Here is a 25,308-nt window from a genome sequence, read left to right on the forward strand (position 1 = left end):
CTCCCTACCGACTTTCTCATTTCTATTGTATCTTATGCTCAATTGATCAAGCTTCCTCATGCCCACTTCACTAACCTGCACCCTCTGCCACTCTGCATTCGCACTTTCTGACACTGAAATCGCTTTTTTGGATCGCCTCAGTCCTATCATTGCCAATCAAAAATTCCCGCTACCCAATCCTACGCAATGCCCTAATTGTCGTCTCATTGGTCGTGTCATCAATCGTAATGAACAATTCCTTTACAACACTAAATCTGCCCAATCAGGAAAAGATATTATTGCTTTATATTCTGCTGATTCACCAGCCAGTAATCGCTTCAAAGTGTATACGCAGGAGGAATGGTGGGAAGAAAGTATGGACCCCTTGAGCTATGGACGTGAGTACGATTTTTCTCGGCCCTTTTTTGCTCAATATGCTGATTTACATTTATCTGTCCCCAAACCTGCGCTAAACCAAGTAAGTAATGAAAATTCACCATATACGACTGGTACTGGCTACTGTAAGAATTGTCATCTAATTAATTCTTCTGAATACTGTCAGGATTGCTATTACGGCAAATTAATTCAAAGCTCGCGAGATATCATGGATAGTTGCTATATTTACGACTCTGAACTGTGTTACCAATGTTTCTATCTGACTAAATGTTATGGCTGTAATTATACGTATTACAGTCAAAATTGCACTGAATGTTATTTTTCAGATAATCTCAAAGGCTGTAAGAATTGCTTTCTCTGTACCAACCTTGATAACAAACAGTATTATTTCCTCAATGAACCTTTAGAAAAAGATGCTTACATAGCAAAAGTTCACGAATTCTTGGGCTCAAAAGAGAATATTACTAAAGCATTAGCCTTATTTACTGATCTTAGAAAAAAGCGAATATATAAATATGCTAATATTACCAATTGTGAATCATCCACCGGAGATTTCTTAACAAATTGTCAGAACTGTATTGATTGTTATGACACTAATGACAGCCAAGACTGTCAGCATGTCATAGTAGGCGTAGAAATCAAAGATGTTATGGATTGCAGTAATGTTTATGTGAAGCCGGAACTGAATTATCAAGTGATGGGAGCTTTAAATACCTATCAAGTACTTTTTGGTATTTATGTCTTTAATTCTCAAAATATTTTGTATAGCCAGTTTTGCTACAATTCTAATAATCTTTTTGGCTGTAATGGCATGAAAAAAAATGAATATTGTATTCTCAATAAACAGTATTCTAAATCTGAGTATGAAGCATTGGTCCCGAAGATTATTGCTCACATGAAAAGTACTCAAGAATGGGGTGAGTTTTTCCCACCAACCCTATCCCCATTTTCCTACAATGAAACAGTAGCCAATGAATATTTACCTTTAACTCAAGAAGCAGCACAAAAAAGAGGCTATAGCTGGAAAGAAAAAAATCAGAAAGATTATCAACCTCAAAACTATCATGTTCCAAGCAAAATCAGTGAGGTGAAAGATGATATCCTCCAAGCTATTTTAGCCTGCAGCACTTGTGGCAAAAACTATCGCATTTTGCCCCAAGAGCTACGAAAGTTGAGAGACACGAATTTTCCTATTCCCGAAAAGTGTCCTGACTGTCGCCACAGCGAACGCATGAGCTTGCGCAATCCTCGCAAATTATATGAGCGTCAGTGCAGCAATTGTTCACTATCAATTATCAGTCCTTTTGCTCCTACTAGAGAAGAAAAGGTTTATTGTGAACAATGCTATTTACAAAATGTATTATAAATAGCTGATTATCTGAGCGCCTTTAATGACCCCGATGAACTTCTGGTCGAATTATGGACAGATCTCATATGGTGGCCAAGCCATTCTGACCATGGCGGTCTCTTTCTGAGAGCACGTGTTTGGAGAGATTGTAATGTCCTGCGTTGAAACCCCTGTACTGCTTTAACTTTTGTGTGAAAGTTTTCTGAACTTATTTCTACCCAATGCATATCAGAAGGCACTGATGAAGAAAGTCCATACCCTTCGGCTTGCAGTACCATAGCCATTTTTGCCCGTACATCTCTAGTGTGGCGATTCTGACTAAGCTCTAACTTTAACAAAGCTTGAGCAAATGGTAGTTTCGCTTTATCCGGAATTGCATCTCTAAGGACATCATTAATATGCTGGCCAGGAGCCAAATGACAACTTGATAGCACATGATCCCTTTTAGACATCAATACATTACCCCCTCCTTCAGAAAGAACTAAAGGCAAAACTTCCACATCTACTCCCGAGGTAAGTGCGTCCAAGATTACGCCACGAACAGCACAAGCAGCAAAAACCCTCCTTAAATAAGGCTCTAAATTAGGCACAAAATTACCACTTTCCCGATCAGGATCAGGACTAGCCAGCTCTAAAAACCTTTGTTCTGTAAGCCATTCTACCTTATCGTGGCCATGCCTTTCTGGCTTCAAAGCTAATCGAGATGACTTTTTTAAGACCGCCACAATACGATGAATCAAAAAACGATATTTCCCATCCTCAGTATCATAATAAGGACAGTCTCTATCCAATTGCCAAACATCCCAATAGTGCTGGCCCACAATCATACCAATTTCTTCCTCTAGTTCACGCAATATAGTAAACCACAAATTCCTATCCTCAGGACTTTCTTTACCACTAATAAGCTCCCATTTTCCCCCATTACGCACGGAATCGCTCCTTCTCCTAGCTATTAAAACCGCTTTAAAATCAGCCCTCAGCATAGCAACGGATGCTACGATAACTTTTTTTCGTAAATCATCCCCAGTTTCACTAGGTGACGGCGGAGTCGAAGGAGGAATTGATCCCACAAGATCATGATGAAGAATTGAAGCCATATGCAAAAGCCGGAAAATAAAATACCACATCAATAAAGGATGTCAATAGTCTTAGCGTTGTTTTAGTCCATCAACCACTATTAGTTGATTTTTACTATCAGCCGATCACCAGCATTATTATCCGGCCCAGGTCATATTACTGGTGAGAAGCAGCATTAACTTACTATCAAGCCCATCAGGTAAAGCCGTGCCGCCTCATAACGCTCACGAGGTATTCTTCGCCAGGTGCCAAAATGATCAAGAATATCTTGCAAATGATTCAACACAACTTCCTTCTTTAGCAGAGTCCACCAGTTTGCTGGCAATTGACTAATTGCCTCAGGATAATGTTGTACTAAAGAATAGGTAATAGTCGCCAAGCTAGCACGTTCACGAGTAATTGAATCTGCAACACCGCTACAACGTCTTCGTTCCTGATGATTTGAAATTTTTGTATTCAATAAATCAAGCACCCAATCATAGTGAGACTGAGCTACAGAAGAAGTTCGTCCGATATAGATAGCTGAATCATTGCGCCCCATAGCAATATCTAAAGCGTTTGGCATAGTCCTATTCACATCAGGTTCCACTCCTAACTCAATCCCAAGAGTAAGAACAAAAGCACGTTCACGATCGGCACCATTAGCACTCTGAAGCCAAGCTTGAATTTTATCAGTATATAATCTTTCCCATACTGGTAGAATGGCATGTACAGGATAACTATCTCTATGGGTAGAAGAATCCCATCTAGCTACCTCACAGGCATTATTATAGTTAGTATTACTCGGACCAATGTCGGGCCCAAACTGGCTAATAAATGCTGCATGGATGCCTTCAGCTTTTTCTCTACGAGAACGTGCCTGATCCACCCTGGCACTAATGTCAGCAACCCAGCTCTCAGAAATACTTTGAGCAGTGATAGCCGCTTCATTAGCAGCTCGCTCTTGTTGTTGAGCAAAACGTTCCTGAGCAAGATGAGTGAGAGCAGAAGAAGCGGACTCATTAGTAACTAACAAAGAATGGTGAGAAGGTAGCGAATCAGTTGAGTTATTTGTGATCGGCCTATGAATTATTCCATCTGAATTCACCTGGGCTGTTTCGTTCCTATGGGCAGAAGGATTGGAAGGCTCACCTGAATTCAGTATATGTTTAATAGCCCCCACTAAACCAAGTGTAGCAACCAAGGCCAAAACTTTTCTATCAATTTTTAATCTTTTTCTAGATTCAAGAGAGTGATCTGATTCTGAAGGCAACCGAGACATATTGTATTTTTATAAATAATACCATAAATGCATTGAATCACCTATGCTACTCACATAAAAAAGCCATAGATCATTTACTTAATTTTATTCATCTTCGATCTCCTGGTATGCCTGCGTGCATTAGCACTTCCTCTTGCGCAAAGCCTTCAGAGGACACAGTCGGCAGCCTAACACTGCACTGGCTCAGCTGCTGGCCTTTTATTCATAATAACGTACATGTAAAATTAGCCTATCAGCGTTGGCCTACCTACACCGAAAGTTTCGGCAGACTGGCCTGCCAACCGAAGCTCGCAGAGCGCAGGTTGGCGGAGAGAAGGAGATTCGAACTCCTGATCCCCTTGCGAGGATGCACGCTTTCCAAGCGTGTGCACTAGACCACTATGCGATCTCTCCAAATAAAAGAATGAAGAATGAAGCGAGGAGAATGTGGATTAGAAAGACCTGCTTTCCCATTATTCTTATCCTTATACTAATCCTTCGAGTCCGTTTCGACTGTCCTTTACAAAAAGGCAGCCTTATTAATCGAGGATAAAGATTAGGATAAGACGAGTTCCTTCGGACTCGTTGGTGGGCCGGGACGGATTCGAACCGCCGAAGGCGTAAGCCAGCAGATTTACAGTCTGCCCCGTTTGGCCACTTCGGTACCGACCCCCATAAAGCGCTCACACTCTATAAACTTCTGCTTGCCACGTCAACACGGAATTAGAATTATAGATTCTAGATTCTAAAATCTAGATGAAATATAGTGAAGAAGTCTCCCATTTCTAATTCCTAATTACTAATTCACAATTTTCTTGTGCTTCAAATCACCAATCTCACTATCAATCACACTGGCACTGACTTACTCAAAGACTTCAGCGTTAATATCGAGGGTAAAGCAAAAAAACGGATTGCTATTGTCGGCAAAAATGGTTCTGGCAAATCTTCACTATTAAAAAGCATCGTGGGTATTTATGAAACGATTCCGGGTGAAGTGAATATTTATCAAGAAATAGTTTCCTATCTACCGCAAGAACCAAATTTCGGCGAGCATCAATTAGTGGGAGAATATTTAGAGAGCTTGATGGCGGAAGCATGGCACAATTACAAAGTGGATATTGCCATGCAAGCTGTGGGCTTAGCACCAGAATACTTAATCGCTGAAATACATCACTTGAGTGGCGGCGAAAAAATTAAGGTTGCCCTAGCCGGATTATTACTGAGTGAGCCCACAATTTTACTTTTAGACGAACCAACCAATAATCTTGATCAAAAAGGTATTGATTGGCTAGAAGACTTTATCCGCAACTTCAAAGGCACCATTTTGATTGTTTCTCATGATCGCAGTCTTATCTGCCATGTTATCCCAGAGATCTGGGAAATGGATAGTCAATATCAGACTATCCAGAAATATACAGGCAACTATGAAAACTTCTTAATCCAAAGAGCACATTATCGTAATCGTCTTCTCCATCAATATGAAAAAGAGGAAGCAGAAATCGAAGAACTTCGTCTCTGGGTAAGAGCCAACAGCAATCAGCAAAAGTTACGCTTTAGCAGCTTACTAGCGAGCAAAAAAGCCGCACTGGAAAGAGCTCAAGAACAACACATTAGTAAACCAATTATTGATCCAGTAATGAAACCTGCTAGGATTCCTGCCACTACTATTGGCTTAGCCTTAAAAGTTGATATTCAAGGGAAACAATTTGCTGATAAACAATTACTTGCTGGGGTGAAGTTCAAAGTTCATGGTACCGAGAAAGTATTGATCCAAGGTAAAAATGGAGCCGGGAAAACTACTCTACTCAACATTCTCGCCGGTTTAGATACAGACTATCAAGGCTTAGTAGAATATGGTGACAAATTAGTAATCGGTTATTTACGTCAACACAGTGAACTAGCGAAAAACAAAACTGTACTTGATGCCTTCAGTGATGCTACCAGAAAACCAGAAAGCATTGCTCGTAGTATTCTCCATCGCTTTCTTTTCCCCACCGACTTTATCGACAACAAAATTGTCACTTTAAGTTATGGTGAACAAAGACGTTTAGAATTAGCTATTATGCTTTGCCAAGAACCTAGTTTATTAATTTTAGATGAACCCACGAATCATCTCGATATTTTCTCCCGCGAAGTGCTAGAAAAACTTATTATCGAACAACCTATTCCCATGATCATTGTCTCTCATGATCGTTATTTTATTGAAAAGCTGAGAATAGAAAAGATTATTACCATTGAGTAATTAGGTATATAGTGCAATTAGTAAGAGGTATCTCCAACTTAGCATGTTTCCTTATCCTAATTCCTTCCATTTTCATTTGTAATTCGTAATTAGTAATTCGCAATTGTTATGATTGATTTTAAAGACCAACTTACCCCTGAGCAATACAACATTTGTTTTTTAAAGGGTACCGAGCCACCATTTTCTGGTAAGTATTATCAAAATAAGGAACCCGGAGTATATCATTGTGCTGCTTGCAAAAATCCCCTTTTCTCTTCCGAGACAAAGTTTGATTCAGGGACAGGTTGGCCCAGCTTTTGGGACCCGATGTATCAGGCAAATATTAAAAAAGTTCTTGATGAAGGTCATGGTATGGTGCGCACAGAAGTAACCTGTGCCAATTGTGGCGCTCATCTCGGTCACGTTTTTGATGATGGCCCCGCTCCGACAAATCAACGCTACTGCATCAATTCTTTAGCATTAGATTTTATCCCTAAAGCATCATGATGTTAAAAGCCTACTATCATTCTCCCATCGGGATAATCGAGATCACTAGCCAGAATAGCGCTATTCATTCCATTCTGTTTGTGGAACAAGCATTCAAGAATGATGCAGATGAATTGCTCAATAATTGCCTACTCCAGTTAGACGAATACTTCCAAGGACAAAGAAAAGAATTTAGTATCCCTTATCAACAAGAAGGCACCGCTTTCCAGCAAAAAGTATGGGAAGCTCTGACCCATATTCCTTATGGCCAAACCTGGTCCTATAGCGACCAAGCTAAATTCATTCACAAATCCCAAGCCATCAGAGCTGTAGGAGGCACCAATGGCAAAAATCAACTAACTATCCTAGTGCCCTGCCATCGCGTAATAGGCAAAGATGGTTCACTAACTGGCTATGGTGGTACTCTCCCCCGAAAAAAGTGGCTGCTAGAACATGAAAGAAAATTCAGCTAGACTCAATACACAATAAGGACTAGCAAATCTTTGTCCCATTACTTGTGCCTTCATTTGTAATTCGTAATTCATAATTTGTAATTTCTATGTCTTTCCTCGATTCCCTCAATTGGCGTTATGCAACCAAAGTATTCGATACCAATAAAAAATTGTCAGCAGAACAACTTCATCTCGTTACTGAATCTTTACGCTTATCTCCCTCTTCTTTTGGCTTACAACCATGGAAGTTTGTAGTAGTAAGTGATCCAGCCCTCAGAGTAAAGTTGCGCGAAGCTGCCTGGGGACAAGCTCAAGTTACCGACGCATCTCATTTAATTGTTTTATGTACCTTAAATACACTTGATACAGCCTACATTGATAGATTTGTGGATTTCATTGTCCAAGAAAACGGTGCTCCAAGAGAAGCATTACAAGGTTATCGTGACATGATGGTTGGTTCCATATCCCCACTTAATCCTGAACAATTACAAGCATGGATGCAAAAACAAGTTTACATAGCCCTAGGCGTAGCATTAAGCGCATGTGCTGTTAATCAAATTGATGCCGCACCGATGGAAGGCTTTGACAAAAATAAATTTGACGAAATTCTAGGACTGAATGCATTAGGAATAAAATCTGCTGTACTTTGTGCTGTAGGTTTTAGAAGTGACACGGACAGCAATGCTCAGCAACAAAAAGTACGTTGGCCAGAAAACGAAGTAATTATGGGGAAATAATATATATGCAACAAAAAACAATAACCGAGCAGCACAGAAAAACATACCAGGATGCCATCAATCAGCATAATAACGGATTACATGCTATGCACTGGCCTTTTTACAAGCCGGCTGCCAGAAGATACAAAGAATTACTTGTTGATATTGAGCTAGAAAAAAGATCCATTCTTGATGTTGGCTGTGGCTTGGGTAATCTATTGCCTTATATAGCAAGTAAATCAAACAACTTCACCTACCATGGCATAGATATCATGCCCGAATTTATTGCTCAAGCACAGGCATCTTATCCCGAATTCAACTTCAGTGTGGCAGATTTCTGGTCAGATGATTTTCAAGAAAAAGCTGATATTGTGCTGACTAGTGGCACACTCAACTTTGCAATTCTTGATATCGAGCAGAGAAAAAAAATGATCAAAAAGCTTTTTGATCAATCCAATTCAGCTACGGTCTTTAACATGTCAGGACAACATCCAGTGTCTAAAGATATTTCTAGTAAAGGCCTGATTAGATACGTTGATGCTCTAGAAATTTTTAATTATTGCTTTTCTCTCACCAAAAAAATTGTTTTTCGACACCATTATCATAAATATGATTTCACCATTGCAATGTTTCACCAGAAGCGGAAATAATATCCGTAGTAAGAAAATCTTTTTTCAGAAATTGGTATTTATCAAGACTATGGCTGTCTACTAAGCATAGTTTCACATGCGTTGAATTACTGCCGCAGTGGCCTTCAAATGCTAAGATATCATTAGTGCCATTCCATTCAATTTCATCTACCATTGCCACCTTACTCGATATATAAGGACGCGCATTCATCATTAGTTTATAATTAGCCAAACCGACTGAGCCATAGTGACCATAGGGATTTCTGTCCATCCCTAAGCTATAATATTCTTTTTTTTGTTTAATCGCCTCATCCACGAGTAGAATATCCGACAAACGTGCCAGCGGTGCTGGTAAATAAAAAGCTACTTTATATGGCAGTACCCGATAACATAAATTGATTGATTTCTCTTTTAGACGAAATATCATACCACCAATATAAGAAGATCCTTCATATAAAGAGAGTGCTTGGTATGGCCACTGATTTGGTGCCAAAAGCTTGGCAAAATTAGCCACAAAGTCACTACCACGACTGAGCATAAGCGCTCTATGAAGGGGAGCAAACTGGGCAATAAGCTCTTCACTTACAGCTTCAAATACAAATTGGTAATTGCTTTCTTTCAAGAGAGAAAACGCCTTTTTTAAGTGTCTCAGCGACTTCCCTTTAAATAAATCTTGGCCAGAACTTAGTTCTAGCACATTGATACGCCAAGTAATATGGTTGGGAAAAGAACCTGTTAACTTCATAGGTAATTATTCCATTATTAGCTAAAGGACAGCATCTTTATCATCGCACCACAACAAAACAACTTAATCCATCATGTTTTCCCAAATAAATAAGACCTAGCATTATTGTAGCATACAACTTTCTCTAATAGTGCAAAATGTGCTATCAGTAGACTGGTATTCTCAATTGCATGCTTGATCCTATAGTAGAAATTAAAGCAAAGTTATCGATCGAAGATGTCGTTAAAGATTATGTACAGCTCAAAAGAGCAGGCCGTAATTTAAAGGGCTTGTGCCCCTTTCATCAAGAAAAGACACCTTCTTTTATGGTCAGTCCTGACAAAGGCATTGCTTATTGTTTTGGCTGTCATCAAGGCGGTGATATCTTTAAGTTTTATATGGCTGTAGAAAAGGTTGATTTTGCTGAAGCCCTAAATGATTTAGCCGAACGAGTCGGTGTTGTTTTAGAAAAGCAAAACCCTCAGTTTCTCTCAGCCCAAAAAGAACAGAAAAATAGTTTAAAAAATCTGCTCCACAAAGCTACTCAGTTTTTCCAAGAGCAACTCAAAACCAATGCCAAAGCCCAAACTTACCTGACTGAGCGCGTTTTGGAGCCAAGAACTGTGACAATGTTTGGTCTGGGCTATGCCCCAGAGGGTTGGCATGGACTGAGTGACTATCTAACCAACCTTGGTTTCTCGACAGACCTGTTGGTACAAGCTGGCGTAGCTATCGCTGACGAACAAAATATCAAAAAGATCCACGATAAGTTTCGTGACCGCATTATGTTCCCTTTTTATAATGATCGCGGAGATATTATTGGCTTCACTGGCAGAGCTTTGACCAATGAGAATGAACCTAAGTACTTAAACTCTCCTGAAACTATCCTATTTCACAAAAGCTCATTTATCTATGGACTTCACCAAGCCAAGGAACATATCCGCAAAACAGGCCAAGTATATATAGTAGAGGGCCAAATAGACTGTTTACAAGCTCAACAAAACAACTTTCCCAATACGGTTGCCGTCTCTGGTACAGCATTTACTATGCAACACTTAGATATTCTCCATCGTTTTGCTGAAAAGTTAATTTTTGTGTTTGATGGCGACAAAGCAGGAAAAAATGCTGCCTTACGTATTATGCCTGAGCTATTAGCGAATGATATTAATTGTAGTTTTGCCTTGCTACCTAATGATAGTGATCCCGACTCATTACTACGCCAAGACCAAGCTCTATATCATACACTCTTAGCCAAGCCACTATACTGGCTTGATTACATTCATCAGGCTCATTTTGAACATGTATCGCTTAAGGATCCCGAACAATTAAAACTATTTACCGATATTTGCTTGCCCCTAATCAAGAAGCTACCCAAACCATTAGATCAAGAAGAGGCATTAACCAAAATCGCCCTGGTCACTGGTAAATCTCCCCACATTTTGCATAAAGCATTACAAAAGACGCGTAGCGAAAAACATCGTAATAACACTATCAACAAGACACAGATGCCAGATATGGTGAGCTATTATTTGGCATTTTGTTGTCAATTCCCTCAATTCATCAATGACCTCATTGATACGCATCTATTAGCATTTTTAGCTCCTACGGAACAAGACATTTACAGAAAAGCACATGCATATTATAGTGAGCCGCGAACAGCGTTACCCTCAACTTCGCTGCTAGATGCTTTGCCTATCCCTCAAGATACATTTTCTTTACTGCTCTTAGAGATTGAAGAACGCTATGGGGCCTATAATGAAGAACGAGTTGCTGAAGAGAGAAATACCTTGTTCAAAAGAACAAAAGAGACATTAAAGAAAAAACAACTCATTATTTTGAAGCAAAGACTAGAAGAAGCAAGAAAAGAAAACAATAAGGAACTACAAAAGCAAATTCTGGCCGAGACGGCCCAAACTCTCAAATACACTTAACATATTATCCCGTGGGTAAGAAAAGCATCAAGCGCGAACAAGATTCACTTGCCAAGTATCCTGCGGAAGTCCGGTTATTGATCAAAAAGGGTAAAGAACAAGGCTTTGTCACTCAGCAAGAAGTCATGCACGCCATTCCTGAATTTGAAACCAATTTGGCATTGGTGGAAGAAATCATGATGCAATTTTTGGAACATGGTATCGAAATTGTCGATAGTCAACAAGAATTTATTTGGAAAGATGCTCAAAAAGAAAATGCTGAAACAAAGGAAAAAAGCTCAGAAGATAAATTACGTGACAAATTTCTTTCTACCAATAAGAAAAATTTCGCTCTAGGCGATATTGCTGGCGACTCCATTAGAATGTATTTACGAGAAATTGGCCGTGTAGAACTTTTGACTGCCGAAGAAGAGGTGATGCTCGCAAAACGAATTACCAAGCATGATCCTGTAGCTAAAAGACAACTTGCTGAAGCTAACCTTCGTTTGGTAGTAAGCATTGCCAAAAAGTATGTTGGTCGTGGCCTTTCTCTCTTGGATTTAATTCAAGAAGGAAATATTGGTTTATTTCGAGCAGTAGAAAAGTTTGATTATCGTAAAGGCTTCAAATTTTCCACTTATGCTACTTGGTGGATACGGCAAGCTATTACTCGAGCAATAGCTGATCAAGCTCGTACCATTCGTATTCCCGTACATATGGTGGAAACAATTAATAAATTTACCCACACTCAACGTCGCCTCGTCCAAGAATTGGGACGTGAACCATTGATCGAAGAAATCGCCCAAGAAATGGGCATGGATGTAAAAAAAATCCGCTATATCAAAAAGATTTCCCAAGATATTGTCTCTCTAGAAGCACCAGTAGGATCAGATGGTGATAATTCTGGTAGATTGGGCGACTTTATTGAAGATGACGTTACCTTGAGTCCTTCATCTCAAGCTTCAAGACAACTTTTGAAAGAAGATGTTCACCGTTTGTTGCAATCTCTCACTCCACGTGAGCAGAAAATTATTAGCATGCGTTTTGGTCTAGAAGATGGTATTGGCCATACTTTGGAAGAAGTAGGCCAAGAATTTGGCGTCACTCGTGAACGTATCCGTCAAATTGAAGCCAAGGCTTTGGTCAAATTACGCGAACATCCTGAAAGTGTTCGTATCAATTTAAGTAAAGCCGAACAAGCTCAAGATAATGATCTCAACTTTTTGAGTACGAGCATGAGTTTTACCTACTTTCCTGATTTAGTATTTTTAGGACCACCAGGTAGTGGCAAAACATCTCAGGCCCACAAGCTAGCAGAGCGTTATGATATGACCATTTTTGACTTACAACATGAGCTGCAAAAAACAATGAAATTGGACAATAATGTGGGCAGACGTGTGAAACATTTACTCACTGCTGGACAAATTGTCCCTAGTGAAATTTTACAACAAATATTAGAACAATTTCTTATTACGGTACCAGCAGACAAACCCATTATTTTTGATAGTTTCCCTCGTAATTTAGCTCAAGCAGACTTCTTCAATCGCATGATGAGCCAAAACAAAAGGAATTTTGTCGTCGTCCTCTTCAATACCAGTGACGACCATGCTCTTACCCGCATCACCAAAAAGAAAGTGTGTGGCTACTGTCAGACTGTTTATTCAGCAGATTCCACACTAGAAACATGTGAAAAGTGTCAGCATGAATTGAAATTAGTCAAAGAAGAAAACATGGTAGGCATGAAGCTGAGATTGAGCTCCTACTACCAAGAAACAGCGCCAATAGTCCCCCTATACGAAAAAATCGGCAAAGTAATCAGTATCAATGCCGATGAAAACGAATTTGAAGTAAATTTAGCTCTCACGGATAGATTAGAGACTTTTGGCCTGGAGAAGAAAAGAAAGGGAGGGAAATAACTCCGAATTCTGAATGCGGAATGCTGAGTTCTGAATTGAATGAGGAGGCTGCGTCCCTTTCTGCTTTTCAAAAAAATCATACATTATCGTCTATTCAACAACTTTCGTTCCCACTGTCCATTCTGAATTCAGCTTTCTGCATTCAGAATTCATTTCAAAGCTTCCACATTCACTCCCTCACTCCAATCAATATTGGCAAATTGGTGTAATATTGCACTAATTTGTTCTTTGAGTAGATTATATTTTTGTAGCGTTTTTGCTTCAAATTTAATTGTTAAATAGGGACCATTTTGAGAAGCACGCATAATTACCATTTCATCTTTGGTGTCTAGTCTCACACCATCAATAGTGACATATTCTGCTTCAGGATAAAGTCTTCTTAATTCAGCTTGAATTTCATTATCTATCAAATGAAACTTCTCATTATCGGGACAGCCTAGTTTAATTTCTGGACTAGAAATATAGCTGGGGAAAGTAGCAAGCACTTGCCCCAATGTCTTTTTCTTACGAGTTAAATAAGCCAATAAACGCAATGATGCGATAGCACCATCATCATGACCGTAAAAATTATCAACGAAGTAAAAATGGCCACTCAATTCGCCCCCAAATGCCGCTCCCTCTTCTCGCACTTTCGCTTTAATAAAAGAATGTCCCGTCTTCCACATTACCGGCACTCCGCCACTACGCTTAATGACTTCAGTAACTTGCTTAGAACACAAAGTATTAAATACGATTTTAGCACCAGGTAAATTATCCAAAATGTCACCAGCAAATAATGACACCAATGTATCATTCCACAATAGCTTCCCCTGTTCATCTACTGCCCCCATTCGATCACCATCAGCATCATAAGAGAAACCTACATCAGCTTGTTCGAGTTTGACCCGATCAGCCAAACGCCTTTGGACAATTGACTCAGTAGGATCAGGAGTACCAACAGGGAAATTGCCATCTGGAACAGTATTTTGTTCAATCACAGTACAACCAAATTCACGTAAAATCTGGGGCAAAAATGCACCAGCAGTAGCTGCACAAGCATCAATTACCACCTTGAATGATTTAATGGGACCAATATAGCGTTTCAAATCAGCTATATAAGCCGGGAAAATAGTACTACGAATATGCTTGCCGGCGACCGGTAAAGCGACAAATTCTCCCTCATTCACCATGTGCTTAAACAATTGAATATCTTCAGTCAACATCGTCTCAGAGTAGCCAGTACCAAATTTAAAACCATTATATTCTTTAGGATTATGTGAAGCTGTAATCATAATCATTCCCCGAGTACGAAAATAATACTGAGCGAAATAAGCAACCTGAGTCAATGTCATGCCGATGTCATAGACGGTAATACCTGCTGAAAGCAACGTTTCAACAACAATATCCCGAAAATGAGGACTACTTAACCGACAATCAAAACCAACAACACAATCAGGAATACGGCGTTTAATTAACCACGTAGCATATGCCTTGGCTATGGTTGCAACCACTTCATCACTTAGTTCTTTCTCCACCAAGCCGCGAATATCATAACCTCGAAAAATGTGTTGAGAAACAGACATAGAAATTACAAATTACGAATTACAAATTCCAAATGGTCGGAACAAATAAGGAAGGAAATTATAGAAACATATTTCCCTAAAAAACGGAAGGATGAACTGGTTCATCCTTCCATTTTCCCTGAGCCCTATTTGTAATTTGGCATTTGTAATTCGTAATTTCACCGACTACGGTGAATATCCTGATAAATTTCTCTCGCTTTATCATGTTGTTTCAGCTTGCGATATGTTTTGGCCAAAAGTTCTAAATAGTCTCTACGTCCCGGATCTAATTGCAAAAGCTGCTGCACAGTTCTGACCGCATCTTCATAATGACCTGCTACTAACTGGATAGAAACAGCTTGTTCCAACCACACCGCTTCTCGAGGGAAATGAAGGATTAATTTATTAATCACTACCAAAGCACGCATATAGTCCCTTAGGGCGGTATAGGCTTCAGCTAGCAATACATGAATACGAATATAATGATCTGCAGGAATTTCACGTTTCAAAGCTTCTTCCAAATATTTTACTACCTTACGATAATCTTTCTTAGCATTAGCTTTTTCTGCTAATTCCGAAAGCTCACCAAAACCCATTTGATGGAGATTGCTTTGAAACATCCTTTCCAATGAAATCGTCTGTTCCAAAATTTGATCAATAGGTGCAAATGTTTCTTCAGCAGCCAAACGTGTTCCCGTGGAATAAAGGAATAGTCTGCGGCCAATAATAGCTAATGCTAAAAGCCATGAGATAAATGCTATATAAACCATAATCTAAGTAAGAAAAAAGTATTCTAATGCATTACGCAAAGTAGTAGTATGACGGGTATATGATAATGTAGAAAACCATTTTTGTAGAGTGCTGGAGTCAGCACCTTTACGCCAAAGATAATGAGACAGATTGTAAAGCAAAGTATCGCTATCATATGACTTAAGTAATTTCTCCAGCATTTGTTGTTTTTCAAAAAGCAGTTTTTGAGGATCAAATAATACATCTGCCTTTGCGATAAAATCCTGATCGATCAGAGTTTCCTTATCTGGAATACGAAGCAAACGTAGACGTGACAGTATCGGCCGCGACAAGGTTCGGGGCTTGGTGGTAGTAAGTAAAAAGAGTACCTGTTTAGGAGCTTCTTCCAAAAGCTTCAACAACATTTGTTGAGCAGGAATAGTCATCTTATCTACTTGCTCGATAATACCCAAAGAAATAGTAGTCACGCTTTGCAAACTAAATGACTGGCGAAAGCGACGTGCAGCTTCTACATCTATTTTGCCCTCTTCAGGGACAAGAGATTGGGCAAAAGCTCGCATTTCAGCGGCACCATTTTGCAAGAAATGGGTCAATTCTAAATGTAAAGTATCATTTTGACTGGCTACCAATAAATAGGCATGCGAGCGCTGAGGATCTTGTAAAATACTAGTAAGTGACATGCTTGCTTATCATCTGGCAAGAAGATACCATAACGCTGCTTTAGGTCCTAGCTATGAAAAAGCTCACCCCAATGCTCCAACAGTACTTTGCAATCAAAGCACAGTACCCAGACTGTGTATTATTGTTTCGTCTTGGAGATTTTTATGAAATGTTTGGCACCGATGCCGAGCTGGCTAGTCAAATTCTCCATATTGCTTTAACAGCCCGGAACAAAGGGACTGAAAATGAGATTGCCATGTGTGGTTTTCCCCACTTTAGTGCCGATCAGTATACCAAGAAGCTAATTCGTGCTGGGCACAAAGTAGCTATTTGTGATCAAATCAGTGATCCCAATTTACCTGGTATCGTCGAGCGTGATGTTACTAGAGTCATTACTCCTGGCACCTTGCTTAGCGATGATGAAGATGAGACGAAATTGAGATTATTGGCTGCAGTATCTTACCAAGGACAGAATTGGGAAGTGCTTTTTTGTAATGTTAGCACCGGTGAATTAATGCCCGGCTTTGGTACCACCTTGCCCGATATTCTAGAACAATTACATATTCGGCAACCGACAGAAATTTTGTTAGCTAAAGAGCATGAAGAAAAAGTTCAATCATTACTAAGACAAAGTAATATTATAGCTACCGTCACAGGTCTCAGCGGGGTATATGAAGCTGAAGGCATGATTCGCCACTACATTGAGAGAACCCAAAAAAGTGCCACTAATTATCTTCATCAAGAATTGCATAGGGAAGCTAAGACTATAGCCATTGATGAAATGACTTTGCGCAATCTAGAAATTGTCCGCAACAATCATGATGGCAAAATCTATGGCTCTCTACTCGACACCATCAATGCCACCATCACCGCCGCTGGTTTTCGCCTACTTCATACTATGCTCTTACATCCCTTAGCTGATGCTAACGCAATTATGTATCGTCAAGATATAGTCGCCGGTTTCACTGAGGAAAGTATTGTTCGAAAATCAATTCAAAACTTATTAAAACAGGTACATGATATCGAAAAAATCATTGCCAAAATCGTGCTTCGTAGTGGATCGCCACGTGATCTTGGCAACCTGAGTCAGACACTCAATTTATTACCCAATCTTTACCAGGCACTCCAAAAAAGCCTCAAGCCACTGATTAGAGAATTGGCAGAAACAATTAATTATCAGGGTCCCTTAACTGAATTGTTGAATAAAGCCTTGGTATCAGACACTCTGCCATTAACTCCTCAAGAAGGACACTGGTTACAAAGTGGTTTTGACTCAGAACTAGATGAAATCCGACGCCGTGTTTCTCATACTCAAGAGTGGCTGAGAGAATATGAAGAAATGGAAAAACAAAAAACAGGTATTGAGCAATTAAAAGTACGATTCAATACTATTAGTGGCTTTTATATTGAAATATCTAAAACCAGCCTAAAAAACATTGCTTTAGAAAAGATTGCCCATCTCACCCGCAAACAAACATTAGTCAATGTTGAGCGCTATTCTTCAGTAGAATTACACAATTTTGAGAGTGAATATTTAGCCGCTGAAGAAAAAATGAAAGCGAGACAAAATGTTCTTTTTAGCCACTTATGTCAGCAAGTATTGGCTGAGAAAGATAATTTGCAAAAATTAGCCAAAAACATTGCTCTCATCGATGTTTTTTCCAGCCTAGCACAAATAGCGGAAGAATATCATTACACCAGACCAGAAATCAGTATCGATAATAGCCTAGTGATTGAAGAGGGAAAGCACCCCATGATTGCCAGGAAGCTGGGTAGTTCTTTTGTAGCCAATGATACCATCCTAAATCATGACCAGCAGCAATTAATTTTGATCACTGGTCCCAATATGGGAGGTAAAAGCACCTATCTCAGACAAGTGGCTTTAATTGAAATATTATTTTTGATTGGCAGCTTCGTGCCCGCCCAAAAAGCACGACTGCCATTAGTAGATCATATTTTCACTCGCATCGGCGCTCAAGATCATCTCCTCCGAGGCATGTCTACCTTTATGGTAGAAATGTCTGAAACTGCTAATATTTTACGTTCAGCAACAGAAAAAAGTCTCATTATTTTAGATGAAATCGGTCGAGGCACTTCCACCTATGATGGTCTGAGCATTGCCTGGGCAATCTGTGATTATTTAGTACACAGCGTTAAAGCAAAAACTCTTTTTGCTAGCCATTACCATGAACTAATCCAAGTAATTGAGGATTTACCACATGCCAGTAATGCCAGCGTTGCTATCGCCGAACAAGCCGATCAAATTACTTTTCTTTACAAAGTAGTTCCTGGTGGCATCGGCAAAAGTTACGGCTTAGAAGTAGCCAAAAGAGCAGGACTCCCCCCCAGTGTAGTGCAATACGCACGTCACATTTTACAAGAACTAGAATCTGGAATACCAGTACCAACCCAAGCTAAAGAAGATGCCACTTTATTTTCTGTACCCATTGCTCCCGTGCAATCTAAGCTCGAACAAACCTTAGAGCAACTAGACATCAATACCCTAAGCCCCATCGACGCCCTACTACTACTCAAAACATGGAAAGAAAAATTAAAACAGATCTAACTATTCCTTCCCTTACTTCTGCCCTCTGCCTCCTGCCTTCTAACTTCACCTCAAATGATCCGCATTCTCCCCGAACATGTCATCAATCAAATTGCTGCTGGAGAAGTAGTAGAGCGCCCAGCTTCTATTGTAAAAGAATTGATAGAAAACAGTTTAGACGCCAAGGCTGATCACATCGTGATCAATTTACGCAATGGTGGCAAAGGATTAATTCGGATTAGTGACAATGGTACTGGTATCGCCCCAGAAGAATTAGACCAAGCTGTGCTTCGTCATGCTACTAGCAAAATCGCCAAGATTGAAGATTTAGATCATGTGCTCACTTTAGGCTTTCGCGGTGAAGCATTGGCCAGTATCGCTTCAGTAAGCCAGATGTATCTTGAAAGTAAAACATCAACGAGTAATAGCGCAAGTACTATTACCATGGACCATGGCCGTATCGAGAATAAAAATACCGCAGCGCGCGAACAAGGAACCACGGTCAATATTGAAAATTTATTTGCTAAGATTCCTGCTCGCCGCAAGTTTCTCAAAAGTGATCGCCAAGAATTGGCAGTGATTGTGCGTCTAATCCAAGAAATCGCCTTAGCCAATCCCGCTGTTCATTTCGAACTCAATCATAATGGTCAAGAATTACTAAACACACCGCCAAGAAAAAGCTTATTAGAAAAGTTTTATGACATTTTTCCCAGTCCCGATTTGCCAGGGAAAATGATGGCCATTGAACAAGAAGAAAATGGCCTAAAACTGCAAGCAATTATTTCTCAGCCAATCATAAAACGCGCCAGCAAAGGACAACAAATGGTAGCAGTCAATCAGCGCACCATTCGTGACTATCGTATTAATAAAACCATTGAAGACGCCTATCATACTTTTCTGCTCAGTTCAGAACATCCAATATTCTTCCTTCACCTATCAGTAAACCCTCAAGAAATAGACGTCAATGTCCACCCCCGAAAAAATGAGGTGCGCTTTGAACATTTGGACCACATACTAAGCTTCATTTATCGCTCAGTGAAAGGAACCCTAGAAAAGCAGATTCTGTCAGTTAACCCAAGTTTTAATTCGAAATTCGAAATTCCAAATGCACAGTTGAGCCCCACTTCGAACTTCGAATTTCGCACTTCGCACTCCCCATCAAATTCCGTAGCCTCTCCCTCAAATACATATCAAGCAGCCCAATTCAATCAATTATTTACAGAGGAAACGCCTCCTCGGCCTATCAAGGTTGTAAGCCAAATCAAGAATTCTTATATTTTGTGTACTGCAGAACAAAGTCTCATTTTGTTTGATCAACATGCAGCCCATGAACGCTTTATTTATGAAGAATTAAAAAAAACTAGAGCACAAAAGAGTACTCAGCAATTGATGAACCCACTAGAATTGACAGCCACCGCTGAGCAAAGCATTTTATTAGCTGAGCAACAACAAAACTTTGCCAATTTTGGTATTCAGTTAGAACAAAGCGGCCCTAATAATTGGCTAATCACAGACGTTCCTAATATGCCCCGTTCATATAAAATTGATTGGTCACAAGTTGTACTCAATAGCTTAGATCAAGTACATGCTGAATCTCTAACTCATAGCCTGCAAGATCACGAAGATGACATTTTGCACACTATGGCCTGCAAAGCAGCAGTAAAGTTTAATGATCATTTAAGTCTCAGTGAATTACAGCGCCTCATAGATGATGTCGCCTATTTACCAGGCATCTATACCTGTCCCCATGGGAGGCCGTTTAGATTAGAGCTGACTTTTAATGAGTTAGATAGATATTTCAAGAGACACTGATTGAAGTCAGAGGTCAGAAGGCAGAAGTAAGTAAGAAGTTAGTAATTATTACTTCTGAATTCTGCCTTCTGCCATCTGCCTTTTTATGTTACTTTTTCGCTGAATATCTTTCCTATGTACCAAACAGCCTTAACTATTATCCAAAGACTACATTCCAGCGGTTTTGAGGCTTATCTAGCTGGCGGTTGTGTGCGTGATATTTTGCTCAAAAAAGAGCCTAAAGATTATGACATCGTTACCAATGCTTCCCCAGAACAGATAGAATCATTATTTGCTGACAAAAGCCGCGCTATTGGCAAACATTTTGGTGTGATGCAGGTGAAAGAGAATGGTCATCATTTCGAAATCGCTACTTTTCGTTCCGATAGCAGTTATAGTGATGGTCGTAGACCAGACTTTGTCACTTTTACCTCGGCAGCAGAAGATGCCAAGAGACGCGACTTTACTATCAATGGTCTCTTCCTCAATCCTTTCACTAACGAAATTAAAGATTTTGTTGGCGGTCAAATAGATATTAAGGAAAGACTGATCCGTTTTATTGGCAATGCAGAAGATCGCATCAAAGAAGACTATTTACGCATTCTCCGAGCAGTCAGATTTAAAAATCGTTTAAACTTCCGTTTTGATCCGGCTACTTTTCAAGCCTTACGAAGCAATGCTGAGCTATGCCGCAAAATTGCTCCCGAAAGAATACGGGATGAACTCAACAAAATGTTATTGCATCCTAATCGTATCCAAGCAATCCAAGATCTAGCTGAACTGAATATTTTGCCGATTATATTACCTGAAATAGCTAAGCTCAAAGGGATTACTCAACCATATGAATATCATACTGAGGGCGATGTATTCGAGCATACATTATTAGCCTTAAAAAGTATCAAGTCACAGCGTAACTTAGCCTTAATCTGGGCCACGCTATTACATGATGCCGGTAAGGCAGAAACCTACCAGGTCAAAGAGCGTATCCGTTTTGACAGTCATGCTGAGCACTCGGCTAAAATAGCTAAAGATATTCTCAGCAGATTACACTTTCCAAACAGTTTTATCGCTGAAGTATGCTTTCTGGTGCTACATCATATGATGTGGGTAAGCTTGCGCGACATGCCAGATAGTAGAAAACAACATTGGATTTTCGGTCCTCATTTTGCCAATTTATTACGCCTATTCAAAGCTGATGCTAGCGGCTCAAAACCCCTTGACTTGAGCCTCTATCAAGAAATAAAATTGATTGTCCAGAAGATTAAAACCCAATACAAAAAGCTGCCACGGCCTTTACTCGATGGACACATAATCCAAAAAGAATTAAAGTTGGCACCAAGCCCATTGATTGGGCAATTACTTGAGAAAATTTACACTGCTCAAATTGAAAAAAAAGTACACACCAAACAGGAAGCACTGACTTTTCTTCATTCATTATATGATCACTTACAACATTGACATTACCGAGTTGCTAAGCAAAGGAGTTGGTGAACATCAGACCTTCTCTATCCCTCTCAAAAAAGGCACCCATGAGAAAATCAGCTTACCAAAAGGTTTAAGACTAAAGGGCGAAATTGCTCATTTAGGGGATTATCTTTTAATTAATTTTAGTACCAAAGAGTACACCGCAAAGCTTGCATGTGTTCGCTGTTTGACAGAGACAGATCAAATCACTAGTATTGACCAGGCTTCAGACAGCTATTCTTTGCTAGATGCTAAAGAAAATGACTTTCCTCTACTGTGGGAAGATGCTAATACTCATCAAAAATTCCTCGATATCACACCATTGGTTAAGCAGGAATTAGAAATGAGTATCGATCACACGCCATTATGCAAAGCAGACTGCCGTGGCTTATGTCCCAATTGTGGTAAAGACCTAAACAAAGAGACTTGTACTTGCTCCCCAGCCACCTCAAATTCTGCTTTCTCCCACCTAAAACCTCACTTCCCCCCTCATTCGTAATTTGTATGGGTTCGGCTATCGCTCACCACAAGATTCGTAATTTATAATTTTTATGGCAGTTCCTAAGAAAAAAACGTCCAAAACTCGCACTAATCGTCGTTATCGTACTTGGGTAAGTAAGGAGCGCAAACGTTTAAGCCAAAGTGTGGTATTAGTTCCTTATGGTAATGGTACCGAGCTTAAACCAGCACATATTTATTTGGATGATGGGCAGGACTTGCGCAAGAGCAAGAAAGTAGCCAAGAAAACTGAAGCTACTCCTACTGCTGAAATTACAACCAAGAAAAAACCTACCAAAGCTAAAAAAACTAGTACCAAGACAGAAGAAAGTAAGCAAGCTGAGTAATGAGTCAAAATCGTCATTTGCTTCGTATTTTTGTCATGCAAACTTTGTTTGAATCAAAGTTTCGCCCTGAACTCAAAATTGACGATATTCTGTTAAGACATATGAATGAGTACTCTGAGCAAAAAAAGGCATTAAGTGAGGATAGTAAGGTATTTGCCCTAAATTTACTGGGCAACACCCAAGCATGCGAAGAAAAGAGCATCCAATTGGTCTCTCAGTATGCCACTGAATGGGCCTTTGCTGAGTTACCTATCATTGAACAAGCAATTCTTAAATTAGCCGTATCAGAACTACTTATGCCCCAAAAGGGCGTACCGGCAGCAGTAGCCATCAATGAAGCTATTGAACTTGCTAAGGAGTATGGTAGTGATAATAGTGGTAAATTTATTAATGGCGTCTTGTCTTCAATCTTTAAGCAAGAGCTTCATGGCCAATCAACAAATTCTGCAGGAAATTAGCAGCAAACTCAATATCCACTTCAAAGATAGCAATTTGCTGTTTCAAGCATTGGTGCATAGATCATATATTAATGAACATCCAGAGCTCGAAACCAATAATGAGCGTTTAGAATTTCTAGGAGATGCCGTCTTAGAATTGGTTATTACTGAATACCTTTATACTAATTATCCTTTACCCGAAGGTGAATTAACCCTACTAAGATCAGCGCTAGTCAAAAAAGACAATTTAGCTAAAGTCGCTGGTGATTATACTATCGGTCAGTATTTATTTTTGAGTAAAGGCGAAGAAAAGTCAGGGGGAAGAGAAAAGAGTTATCTCTTAGCCAATGCTCTAGAAGCCATTATTGGCGCTGTATACCTAGATCAAGGCCTAGAGATAGCGCGCGCTTTTGTAATTACTATTATCATTCCTACTCTCCAAGAAATTGTTGAACAGAAAAGACATATTGATGCCAAATCTCTCTTTCAAGAAAAATCTCAGGCAATACTTAGCATTACCCCTCAATATAAACTACAGAGCGAATCAGGCCCCGCTCATGACCGTCTCTTTGTCATGGCTGTCTATCATGGTGATGATATGATCGCTACGGGACAAGGTCAAAGTAAACAACAAGCAGAACAAGCAGCCGCTCGAAATGCCTTAGCCGCGAAACAATGGTAAAAGATTCTATCCAAACATTCTTTATTCCTGAGACAGCCAAAGGGAAGCGAATTGATATTGTTATCGCTGATCTCACTGGCCTCAGCCGTAACCAAATTAGAAAACTTATTGCGGAAAGAAAAGTGGCTATTGATGGTATTGTTCTTAAAAAACCGGGCAGCACTATCAGTTCGATCCAAAAAGAAGTACAAATAGACACCTTACCTGAAGAAAGAAAGCGCATAATTCCTGAAAACATTCCGCTTACTATTCTCTTTGAAGATGAACATATCATCGCTATCAATAAAAAACCGGGCATGGTAGTTCACCCAGGTGTAGGACATAAAGAAGGCACCTTGGTTAATGCTTTAGAAGCGTATCGGACACAACATCAATTACCAGAATTACGCTTACTGCACCGACTTGATAAAGATACTTCAGGTGTACTGCTGGTCAGCAAAAATGAAAAGAGCTTTGCTCAGTTTAGCCAGCTATTTGAGAAAAGAGCTTTAGAAAAAGTATATCTTTCCCTCAATCTAGGAACTCCCAAAGAGCTTAAGGGTTATATCGATGCCCCAATAGATCGAGCTCTCCATGACAGGCAAAAATTTGCCATTTCAGCTAGTAGTCAATCACGTAGAGCCTTGACTGCTTATCAGGTAATCGACTTTTTCGGTGATATCTCGCTTTGGGCATTGAGTATTCACACGGGCCGAACCCACCAAATCAGAGTACATGTTAGTAGTATTGGGCATCCTATCTTGGGAGATGAAACGTATGCCACTGATGAAAGTTTACGCAAACAAAATGAGCTAGCCATCAAAAGACAGTTGTTGCATGCATACCGGATTACATTTGTTCATCCTATTACTAAAAAGGAAATTGTTATCCAAGCCCCCATGCCCTACGATTTCAAACAAATTTTAGGCAGTCTCAGCAATAGCAAATATAAAGTTCCTTCATTTAGCTTTGATCAATATGCTTATCACCATCAGTGGTGAATCATGTACCGGCACCACCACTTTGGCGAGAAGTTTGAGTAAAGAATTATCACTTGCTTGTTTTCTTGCCGGTGAGTTATTTAGAGAGCTAGCCCAAGAACATAATATCTCTCTAGAAAGCCTGATTAGTAGCAAATGGCATGATTTTCACACTGATACATTACTGGATCAAAAGATCATTCAGCTCTTTGATCAGCAAAATGTTATTGTTGAAGGCCGTCTAAGCGGCTACTTAGCATTTTCTCATCACATACCTAGCAAAAGAATTTTATTAGTGGCAAACAGTGAAAGTAAAGCATATCGATTACAAACCCGGGAAGGCGGCACTTTCGCTGAAGCATTAGTAAGCGTTACCGCAAGAGACCAAAAAGATTGGGCCAGATACCAAACGCTCTATGGTATTAGCAAAAGTATAGAAAAAGACTGGTATAGCTTAATTATTGACAATAGCAAGCTAACTGCAGAAGAAACGTTACACAGAGCTTTAGCGCATATTCACAGTAGTTAATTTTCATCGAC

Annotated in this window: 23 protein-coding genes and 2 tRNA genes; 17 read left to right on the plus strand and 8 right to left on the minus strand. The window is 39.7% G+C overall.

The annotated features are described in order from the left end of the window. The first annotated feature begins 58 nt into the window (after positions 1 to 58). Positions 59 to 1,741: a hypothetical protein gene (locus HY817_04290; protein MBI4836451.1), complete on the plus strand. Its 1,683-nt coding sequence runs from the start codon at positions 59 to 61 to the stop codon at positions 1,739 to 1,741. Between the two features lie 8 nt (positions 1,742 to 1,749). On the opposite strand, the gene HY817_04295 is transcribed toward HY817_04290, so the two are convergent. The 4 genes from HY817_04295 to HY817_04310 form a co-directional block, all read right to left on the minus strand. Then, positions 1,750 to 2,820: an NUDIX domain-containing protein gene (locus HY817_04295; protein ID MBI4836452.1), complete on the minus strand. Its 1,071-nt coding sequence runs from the start codon at positions 2,818 to 2,820 to the stop codon at positions 1,750 to 1,752. 155 nt (positions 2,821 to 2,975) lie between these two features. Then, positions 2,976 to 4,061, minus strand: coding sequence for a hypothetical protein (locus tag HY817_04300; GenBank protein MBI4836453.1), 1,086 nt, complete (start codon positions 4,059 to 4,061; stop codon positions 2,976 to 2,978). Between the two features lie 303 nt (positions 4,062 to 4,364). Continuing rightward, positions 4,365 to 4,454: transfer RNA gene (locus HY817_04305), tRNA-Ser, on the minus strand. Positions 4,455 to 4,626: 172 nt separating this feature from the next. Continuing rightward, a tRNA-Tyr gene (locus tag HY817_04310) sits at positions 4,627 to 4,712 on the minus strand. A gap of 145 nt (positions 4,713 to 4,857) precedes the next feature. On the opposite strand from HY817_04310, the gene HY817_04315 reads away from it, so the two are divergent. The 5 genes from HY817_04315 (at position 4,858) to HY817_04335 (ending at position 8,565) form a co-directional block, all read left to right on the plus strand. Continuing rightward, positions 4,858 to 6,282, plus strand: coding sequence for an ABC-F family ATP-binding cassette domain-containing protein (locus HY817_04315; GenBank protein MBI4836454.1), 1,425 nt, complete (start codon positions 4,858 to 4,860; stop codon positions 6,280 to 6,282). 108 nt (positions 6,283 to 6,390) lie between these two features. Then, positions 6,391 to 6,768, plus strand: a complete 378-nt coding sequence (gene msrB, locus HY817_04320) for a peptide-methionine (R)-S-oxide reductase MsrB (GenBank protein MBI4836455.1) — start codon at positions 6,391 to 6,393, stop codon at positions 6,766 to 6,768. Beyond that, the gene (locus HY817_04325) at positions 6,768 to 7,220 is read left to right on the plus strand and encodes a methylated-DNA--[protein]-cysteine S-methyltransferase (GenBank protein MBI4836456.1); all 453 of its coding nucleotides are present in this window, start codon (positions 6,768 to 6,770) and stop codon (positions 7,218 to 7,220) included. The genes msrB and HY817_04325 overlap by 1 nt, the downstream gene beginning before the upstream one ends. A gap of 86 nt (positions 7,221 to 7,306) precedes the next feature. Continuing rightward, positions 7,307 to 7,936 carry an NAD(P)H-dependent oxidoreductase gene (locus HY817_04330; GenBank protein MBI4836457.1) on the plus strand — a complete coding sequence of 210 codons (630 nt, stop codon included), beginning with the start codon at positions 7,307 to 7,309 and terminating at the stop codon, positions 7,934 to 7,936. A gap of 5 nt (positions 7,937 to 7,941) precedes the next feature. After that, positions 7,942 to 8,565, plus strand: coding sequence for a class I SAM-dependent methyltransferase (locus tag HY817_04335; protein MBI4836458.1), 624 nt, complete (start codon positions 7,942 to 7,944; stop codon positions 8,563 to 8,565). Here the strand turns inward: HY817_04335 and HY817_04340 are convergent. Beyond that, positions 8,531 to 9,289 carry a hypothetical protein gene (locus HY817_04340; GenBank protein ID MBI4836459.1) on the minus strand — a complete coding sequence of 253 codons (759 nt, stop codon included), beginning with the start codon at positions 9,287 to 9,289 and terminating at the stop codon, positions 8,531 to 8,533. The two genes, HY817_04335 and HY817_04340, sit on opposite strands and share 35 nt — an antisense overlap. Before the next feature lie 170 nt (positions 9,290 to 9,459). On the opposite strand from HY817_04340, the gene dnaG reads away from it, so the two are divergent. Then, positions 9,460 to 11,199: a DNA primase gene (gene dnaG / locus HY817_04345; protein ID MBI4836460.1), complete on the plus strand. Its 1,740-nt coding sequence runs from the start codon at positions 9,460 to 9,462 to the stop codon at positions 11,197 to 11,199. An 11-nt stretch (positions 11,200 to 11,210) separates the two neighbouring features. Beyond that, on the plus strand, positions 11,211 to 13,094 hold the full coding sequence (gene rpoD / locus HY817_04350) for an RNA polymerase sigma factor RpoD (GenBank protein MBI4836461.1): 1,884 nt from the start codon (positions 11,211 to 11,213) through the stop codon (positions 13,092 to 13,094). 149 nt (positions 13,095 to 13,243) lie between these two features. Here rpoD and HY817_04355 read toward each other — a convergent pair whose 3' ends face one another. The 3 genes from HY817_04355 to HY817_04365 all read right to left on the minus strand — a co-directional run bounded on the left by HY817_04355 (position 13,244) and on the right by HY817_04365 (position 16,065). Beyond that, positions 13,244 to 14,656 (minus strand): phosphomannomutase/phosphoglucomutase, encoded by a 1,413-nt coding sequence (locus HY817_04355; protein ID MBI4836462.1) that lies wholly within the window; start codon positions 14,654 to 14,656, stop codon positions 13,244 to 13,246. A 158-nt stretch (positions 14,657 to 14,814) separates the two neighbouring features. Further along, positions 14,815 to 15,405 (minus strand): tetratricopeptide repeat protein, encoded by a 591-nt coding sequence (locus tag HY817_04360; protein MBI4836463.1) that lies wholly within the window; start codon positions 15,403 to 15,405, stop codon positions 14,815 to 14,817. Between the two features lie 3 nt (positions 15,406 to 15,408). Next, on the minus strand, positions 15,409 to 16,065 hold the full coding sequence (locus HY817_04365) for a hypothetical protein (protein MBI4836464.1): 657 nt from the start codon (positions 16,063 to 16,065) through the stop codon (positions 15,409 to 15,411). A 53-nt stretch (positions 16,066 to 16,118) separates the two neighbouring features. Between HY817_04365 and mutS the strand changes: the two genes are divergently transcribed. From mutS to HY817_04410, 9 genes are all read left to right on the plus strand, one after another. Further along, the gene (gene mutS / locus HY817_04370) at positions 16,119 to 18,611 is read left to right on the plus strand and encodes a DNA mismatch repair protein MutS (protein MBI4836465.1); all 2,493 of its coding nucleotides are present in this window, start codon (positions 16,119 to 16,121) and stop codon (positions 18,609 to 18,611) included. A 54-nt stretch (positions 18,612 to 18,665) separates the two neighbouring features. Further along, positions 18,666 to 20,402 carry a DNA mismatch repair endonuclease MutL gene (mutL, locus tag HY817_04375; protein MBI4836466.1) on the plus strand — a complete coding sequence of 579 codons (1,737 nt, stop codon included), beginning with the start codon at positions 18,666 to 18,668 and terminating at the stop codon, positions 20,400 to 20,402. 114 nt (positions 20,403 to 20,516) lie between these two features. Further along, complete coding sequence (locus tag HY817_04380; protein ID MBI4836467.1) at positions 20,517 to 21,839, plus strand: CCA tRNA nucleotidyltransferase; 1,323 nt, start codon at positions 20,517 to 20,519, stop codon at positions 21,837 to 21,839. Further along, positions 21,820 to 22,344, plus strand: coding sequence for a DUF177 domain-containing protein (locus HY817_04385; protein MBI4836468.1), 525 nt, complete (start codon positions 21,820 to 21,822; stop codon positions 22,342 to 22,344). Before HY817_04380 ends, HY817_04385 begins: the two co-directional genes overlap by 20 nt. A gap of 52 nt (positions 22,345 to 22,396) precedes the next feature. Continuing rightward, the gene (locus HY817_04390) at positions 22,397 to 22,690 is read left to right on the plus strand and encodes a hypothetical protein (protein MBI4836469.1); all 294 of its coding nucleotides are present in this window, start codon (positions 22,397 to 22,399) and stop codon (positions 22,688 to 22,690) included. Continuing rightward, positions 22,690 to 23,148, plus strand: coding sequence for a transcription antitermination factor NusB (nusB, locus tag HY817_04395; GenBank protein MBI4836470.1), 459 nt, complete (start codon positions 22,690 to 22,692; stop codon positions 23,146 to 23,148). Before HY817_04390 ends, nusB begins: the two co-directional genes overlap by 1 nt. Then, positions 23,117 to 23,809 carry a ribonuclease III gene (gene rnc, locus HY817_04400; GenBank protein MBI4836471.1) on the plus strand — a complete coding sequence of 231 codons (693 nt, stop codon included), beginning with the start codon at positions 23,117 to 23,119 and terminating at the stop codon, positions 23,807 to 23,809. The genes nusB and rnc overlap by 32 nt, the downstream gene beginning before the upstream one ends. Continuing rightward, positions 23,803 to 24,789: an RluA family pseudouridine synthase gene (locus HY817_04405; GenBank protein ID MBI4836472.1), complete on the plus strand. Its 987-nt coding sequence runs from the start codon at positions 23,803 to 23,805 to the stop codon at positions 24,787 to 24,789. Before rnc ends, HY817_04405 begins: the two co-directional genes overlap by 7 nt. Next, positions 24,767 to 25,297: a cytidylate kinase family protein gene (locus HY817_04410; protein MBI4836473.1), complete on the plus strand. Its 531-nt coding sequence runs from the start codon at positions 24,767 to 24,769 to the stop codon at positions 25,295 to 25,297. Before HY817_04405 ends, HY817_04410 begins: the two co-directional genes overlap by 23 nt. The last annotated feature ends 11 nt before the right edge of the window (positions 25,298 to 25,308 follow it).

Source organism: Candidatus Abawacabacteria bacterium (assembly GCA_016207805.1).
Taxonomy (GTDB): Bacteria; Patescibacteriota; Gracilibacteria; order RBG-16-42-10; family RBG-16-42-10; genus JACQZO01.

Bases quoted from the DNA above. Each gene is read 5' to 3' on its own strand.
- dnaG (MBI4836460.1), top strand. From the start codon at position 9,460: ATGCTTGATCCTATAGTAGAAATTAAAGCAAAGTTATCGATCGAAGAT.
- rnc (MBI4836471.1), top strand. From the start codon at position 23,117: ATGGCCAATCAACAAATTCTGCAGGAAATTAGCAGCAAACTCAATATC.
- nusB (MBI4836470.1), top strand. From the start codon at position 22,690: ATGAGTCAAAATCGTCATTTGCTTCGTATTTTTGTCATGCAAACTTTG.
- HY817_04380 (MBI4836467.1), top strand. From the start codon at position 20,517: ATGTACCAAACAGCCTTAACTATTATCCAAAGACTACATTCCAGCGGT.
- msrB (MBI4836455.1), top strand. From the start codon at position 6,391: ATGATTGATTTTAAAGACCAACTTACCCCTGAGCAATACAACATTTGT.
- HY817_04355 (MBI4836462.1), bottom strand. From the start codon at position 14,656: ATGTCTGTTTCTCAACACATTTTTCGAGGTTATGATATTCGCGGCTTG.
- HY817_04360 (MBI4836463.1), bottom strand. From the start codon at position 15,405: ATGGTTTATATAGCATTTATCTCATGGCTTTTAGCATTAGCTATTATT.
- HY817_04325 (MBI4836456.1), top strand. From the start codon at position 6,768: ATGTTAAAAGCCTACTATCATTCTCCCATCGGGATAATCGAGATCACT.
- mutS (MBI4836465.1), top strand. From the start codon at position 16,119: ATGAAAAAGCTCACCCCAATGCTCCAACAGTACTTTGCAATCAAAGCA.
- HY817_04365 (MBI4836464.1), bottom strand. From the start codon at position 16,065: ATGTCACTTACTAGTATTTTACAAGATCCTCAGCGCTCGCATGCCTAT.
- HY817_04385 (MBI4836468.1), top strand. From the start codon at position 21,820: ATGATCACTTACAACATTGACATTACCGAGTTGCTAAGCAAAGGAGTT.
- mutL (MBI4836466.1), top strand. From the start codon at position 18,666: ATGATCCGCATTCTCCCCGAACATGTCATCAATCAAATTGCTGCTGGA.
- HY817_04410 (MBI4836473.1), top strand. From the start codon at position 24,767: ATGCTTATCACCATCAGTGGTGAATCATGTACCGGCACCACCACTTTG.
- HY817_04300 (MBI4836453.1), bottom strand. From the start codon at position 4,061: ATGTCTCGGTTGCCTTCAGAATCAGATCACTCTCTTGAATCTAGAAAA.
- HY817_04340 (MBI4836459.1), bottom strand. From the start codon at position 9,289: ATGAAGTTAACAGGTTCTTTTCCCAACCATATTACTTGGCGTATCAAT.
- HY817_04290 (MBI4836451.1), top strand. From the start codon at position 59: ATGCCCACTTCACTAACCTGCACCCTCTGCCACTCTGCATTCGCACTT.
- HY817_04390 (MBI4836469.1), top strand. From the start codon at position 22,397: ATGGCAGTTCCTAAGAAAAAAACGTCCAAAACTCGCACTAATCGTCGT.
- HY817_04335 (MBI4836458.1), top strand. From the start codon at position 7,942: ATGCAACAAAAAACAATAACCGAGCAGCACAGAAAAACATACCAGGAT.
- HY817_04405 (MBI4836472.1), top strand. From the start codon at position 23,803: ATGGTAAAAGATTCTATCCAAACATTCTTTATTCCTGAGACAGCCAAA.
- HY817_04330 (MBI4836457.1), top strand. From the start codon at position 7,307: ATGTCTTTCCTCGATTCCCTCAATTGGCGTTATGCAACCAAAGTATTC.
- HY817_04295 (MBI4836452.1), bottom strand. From the start codon at position 2,820: ATGGCTTCAATTCTTCATCATGATCTTGTGGGATCAATTCCTCCTTCG.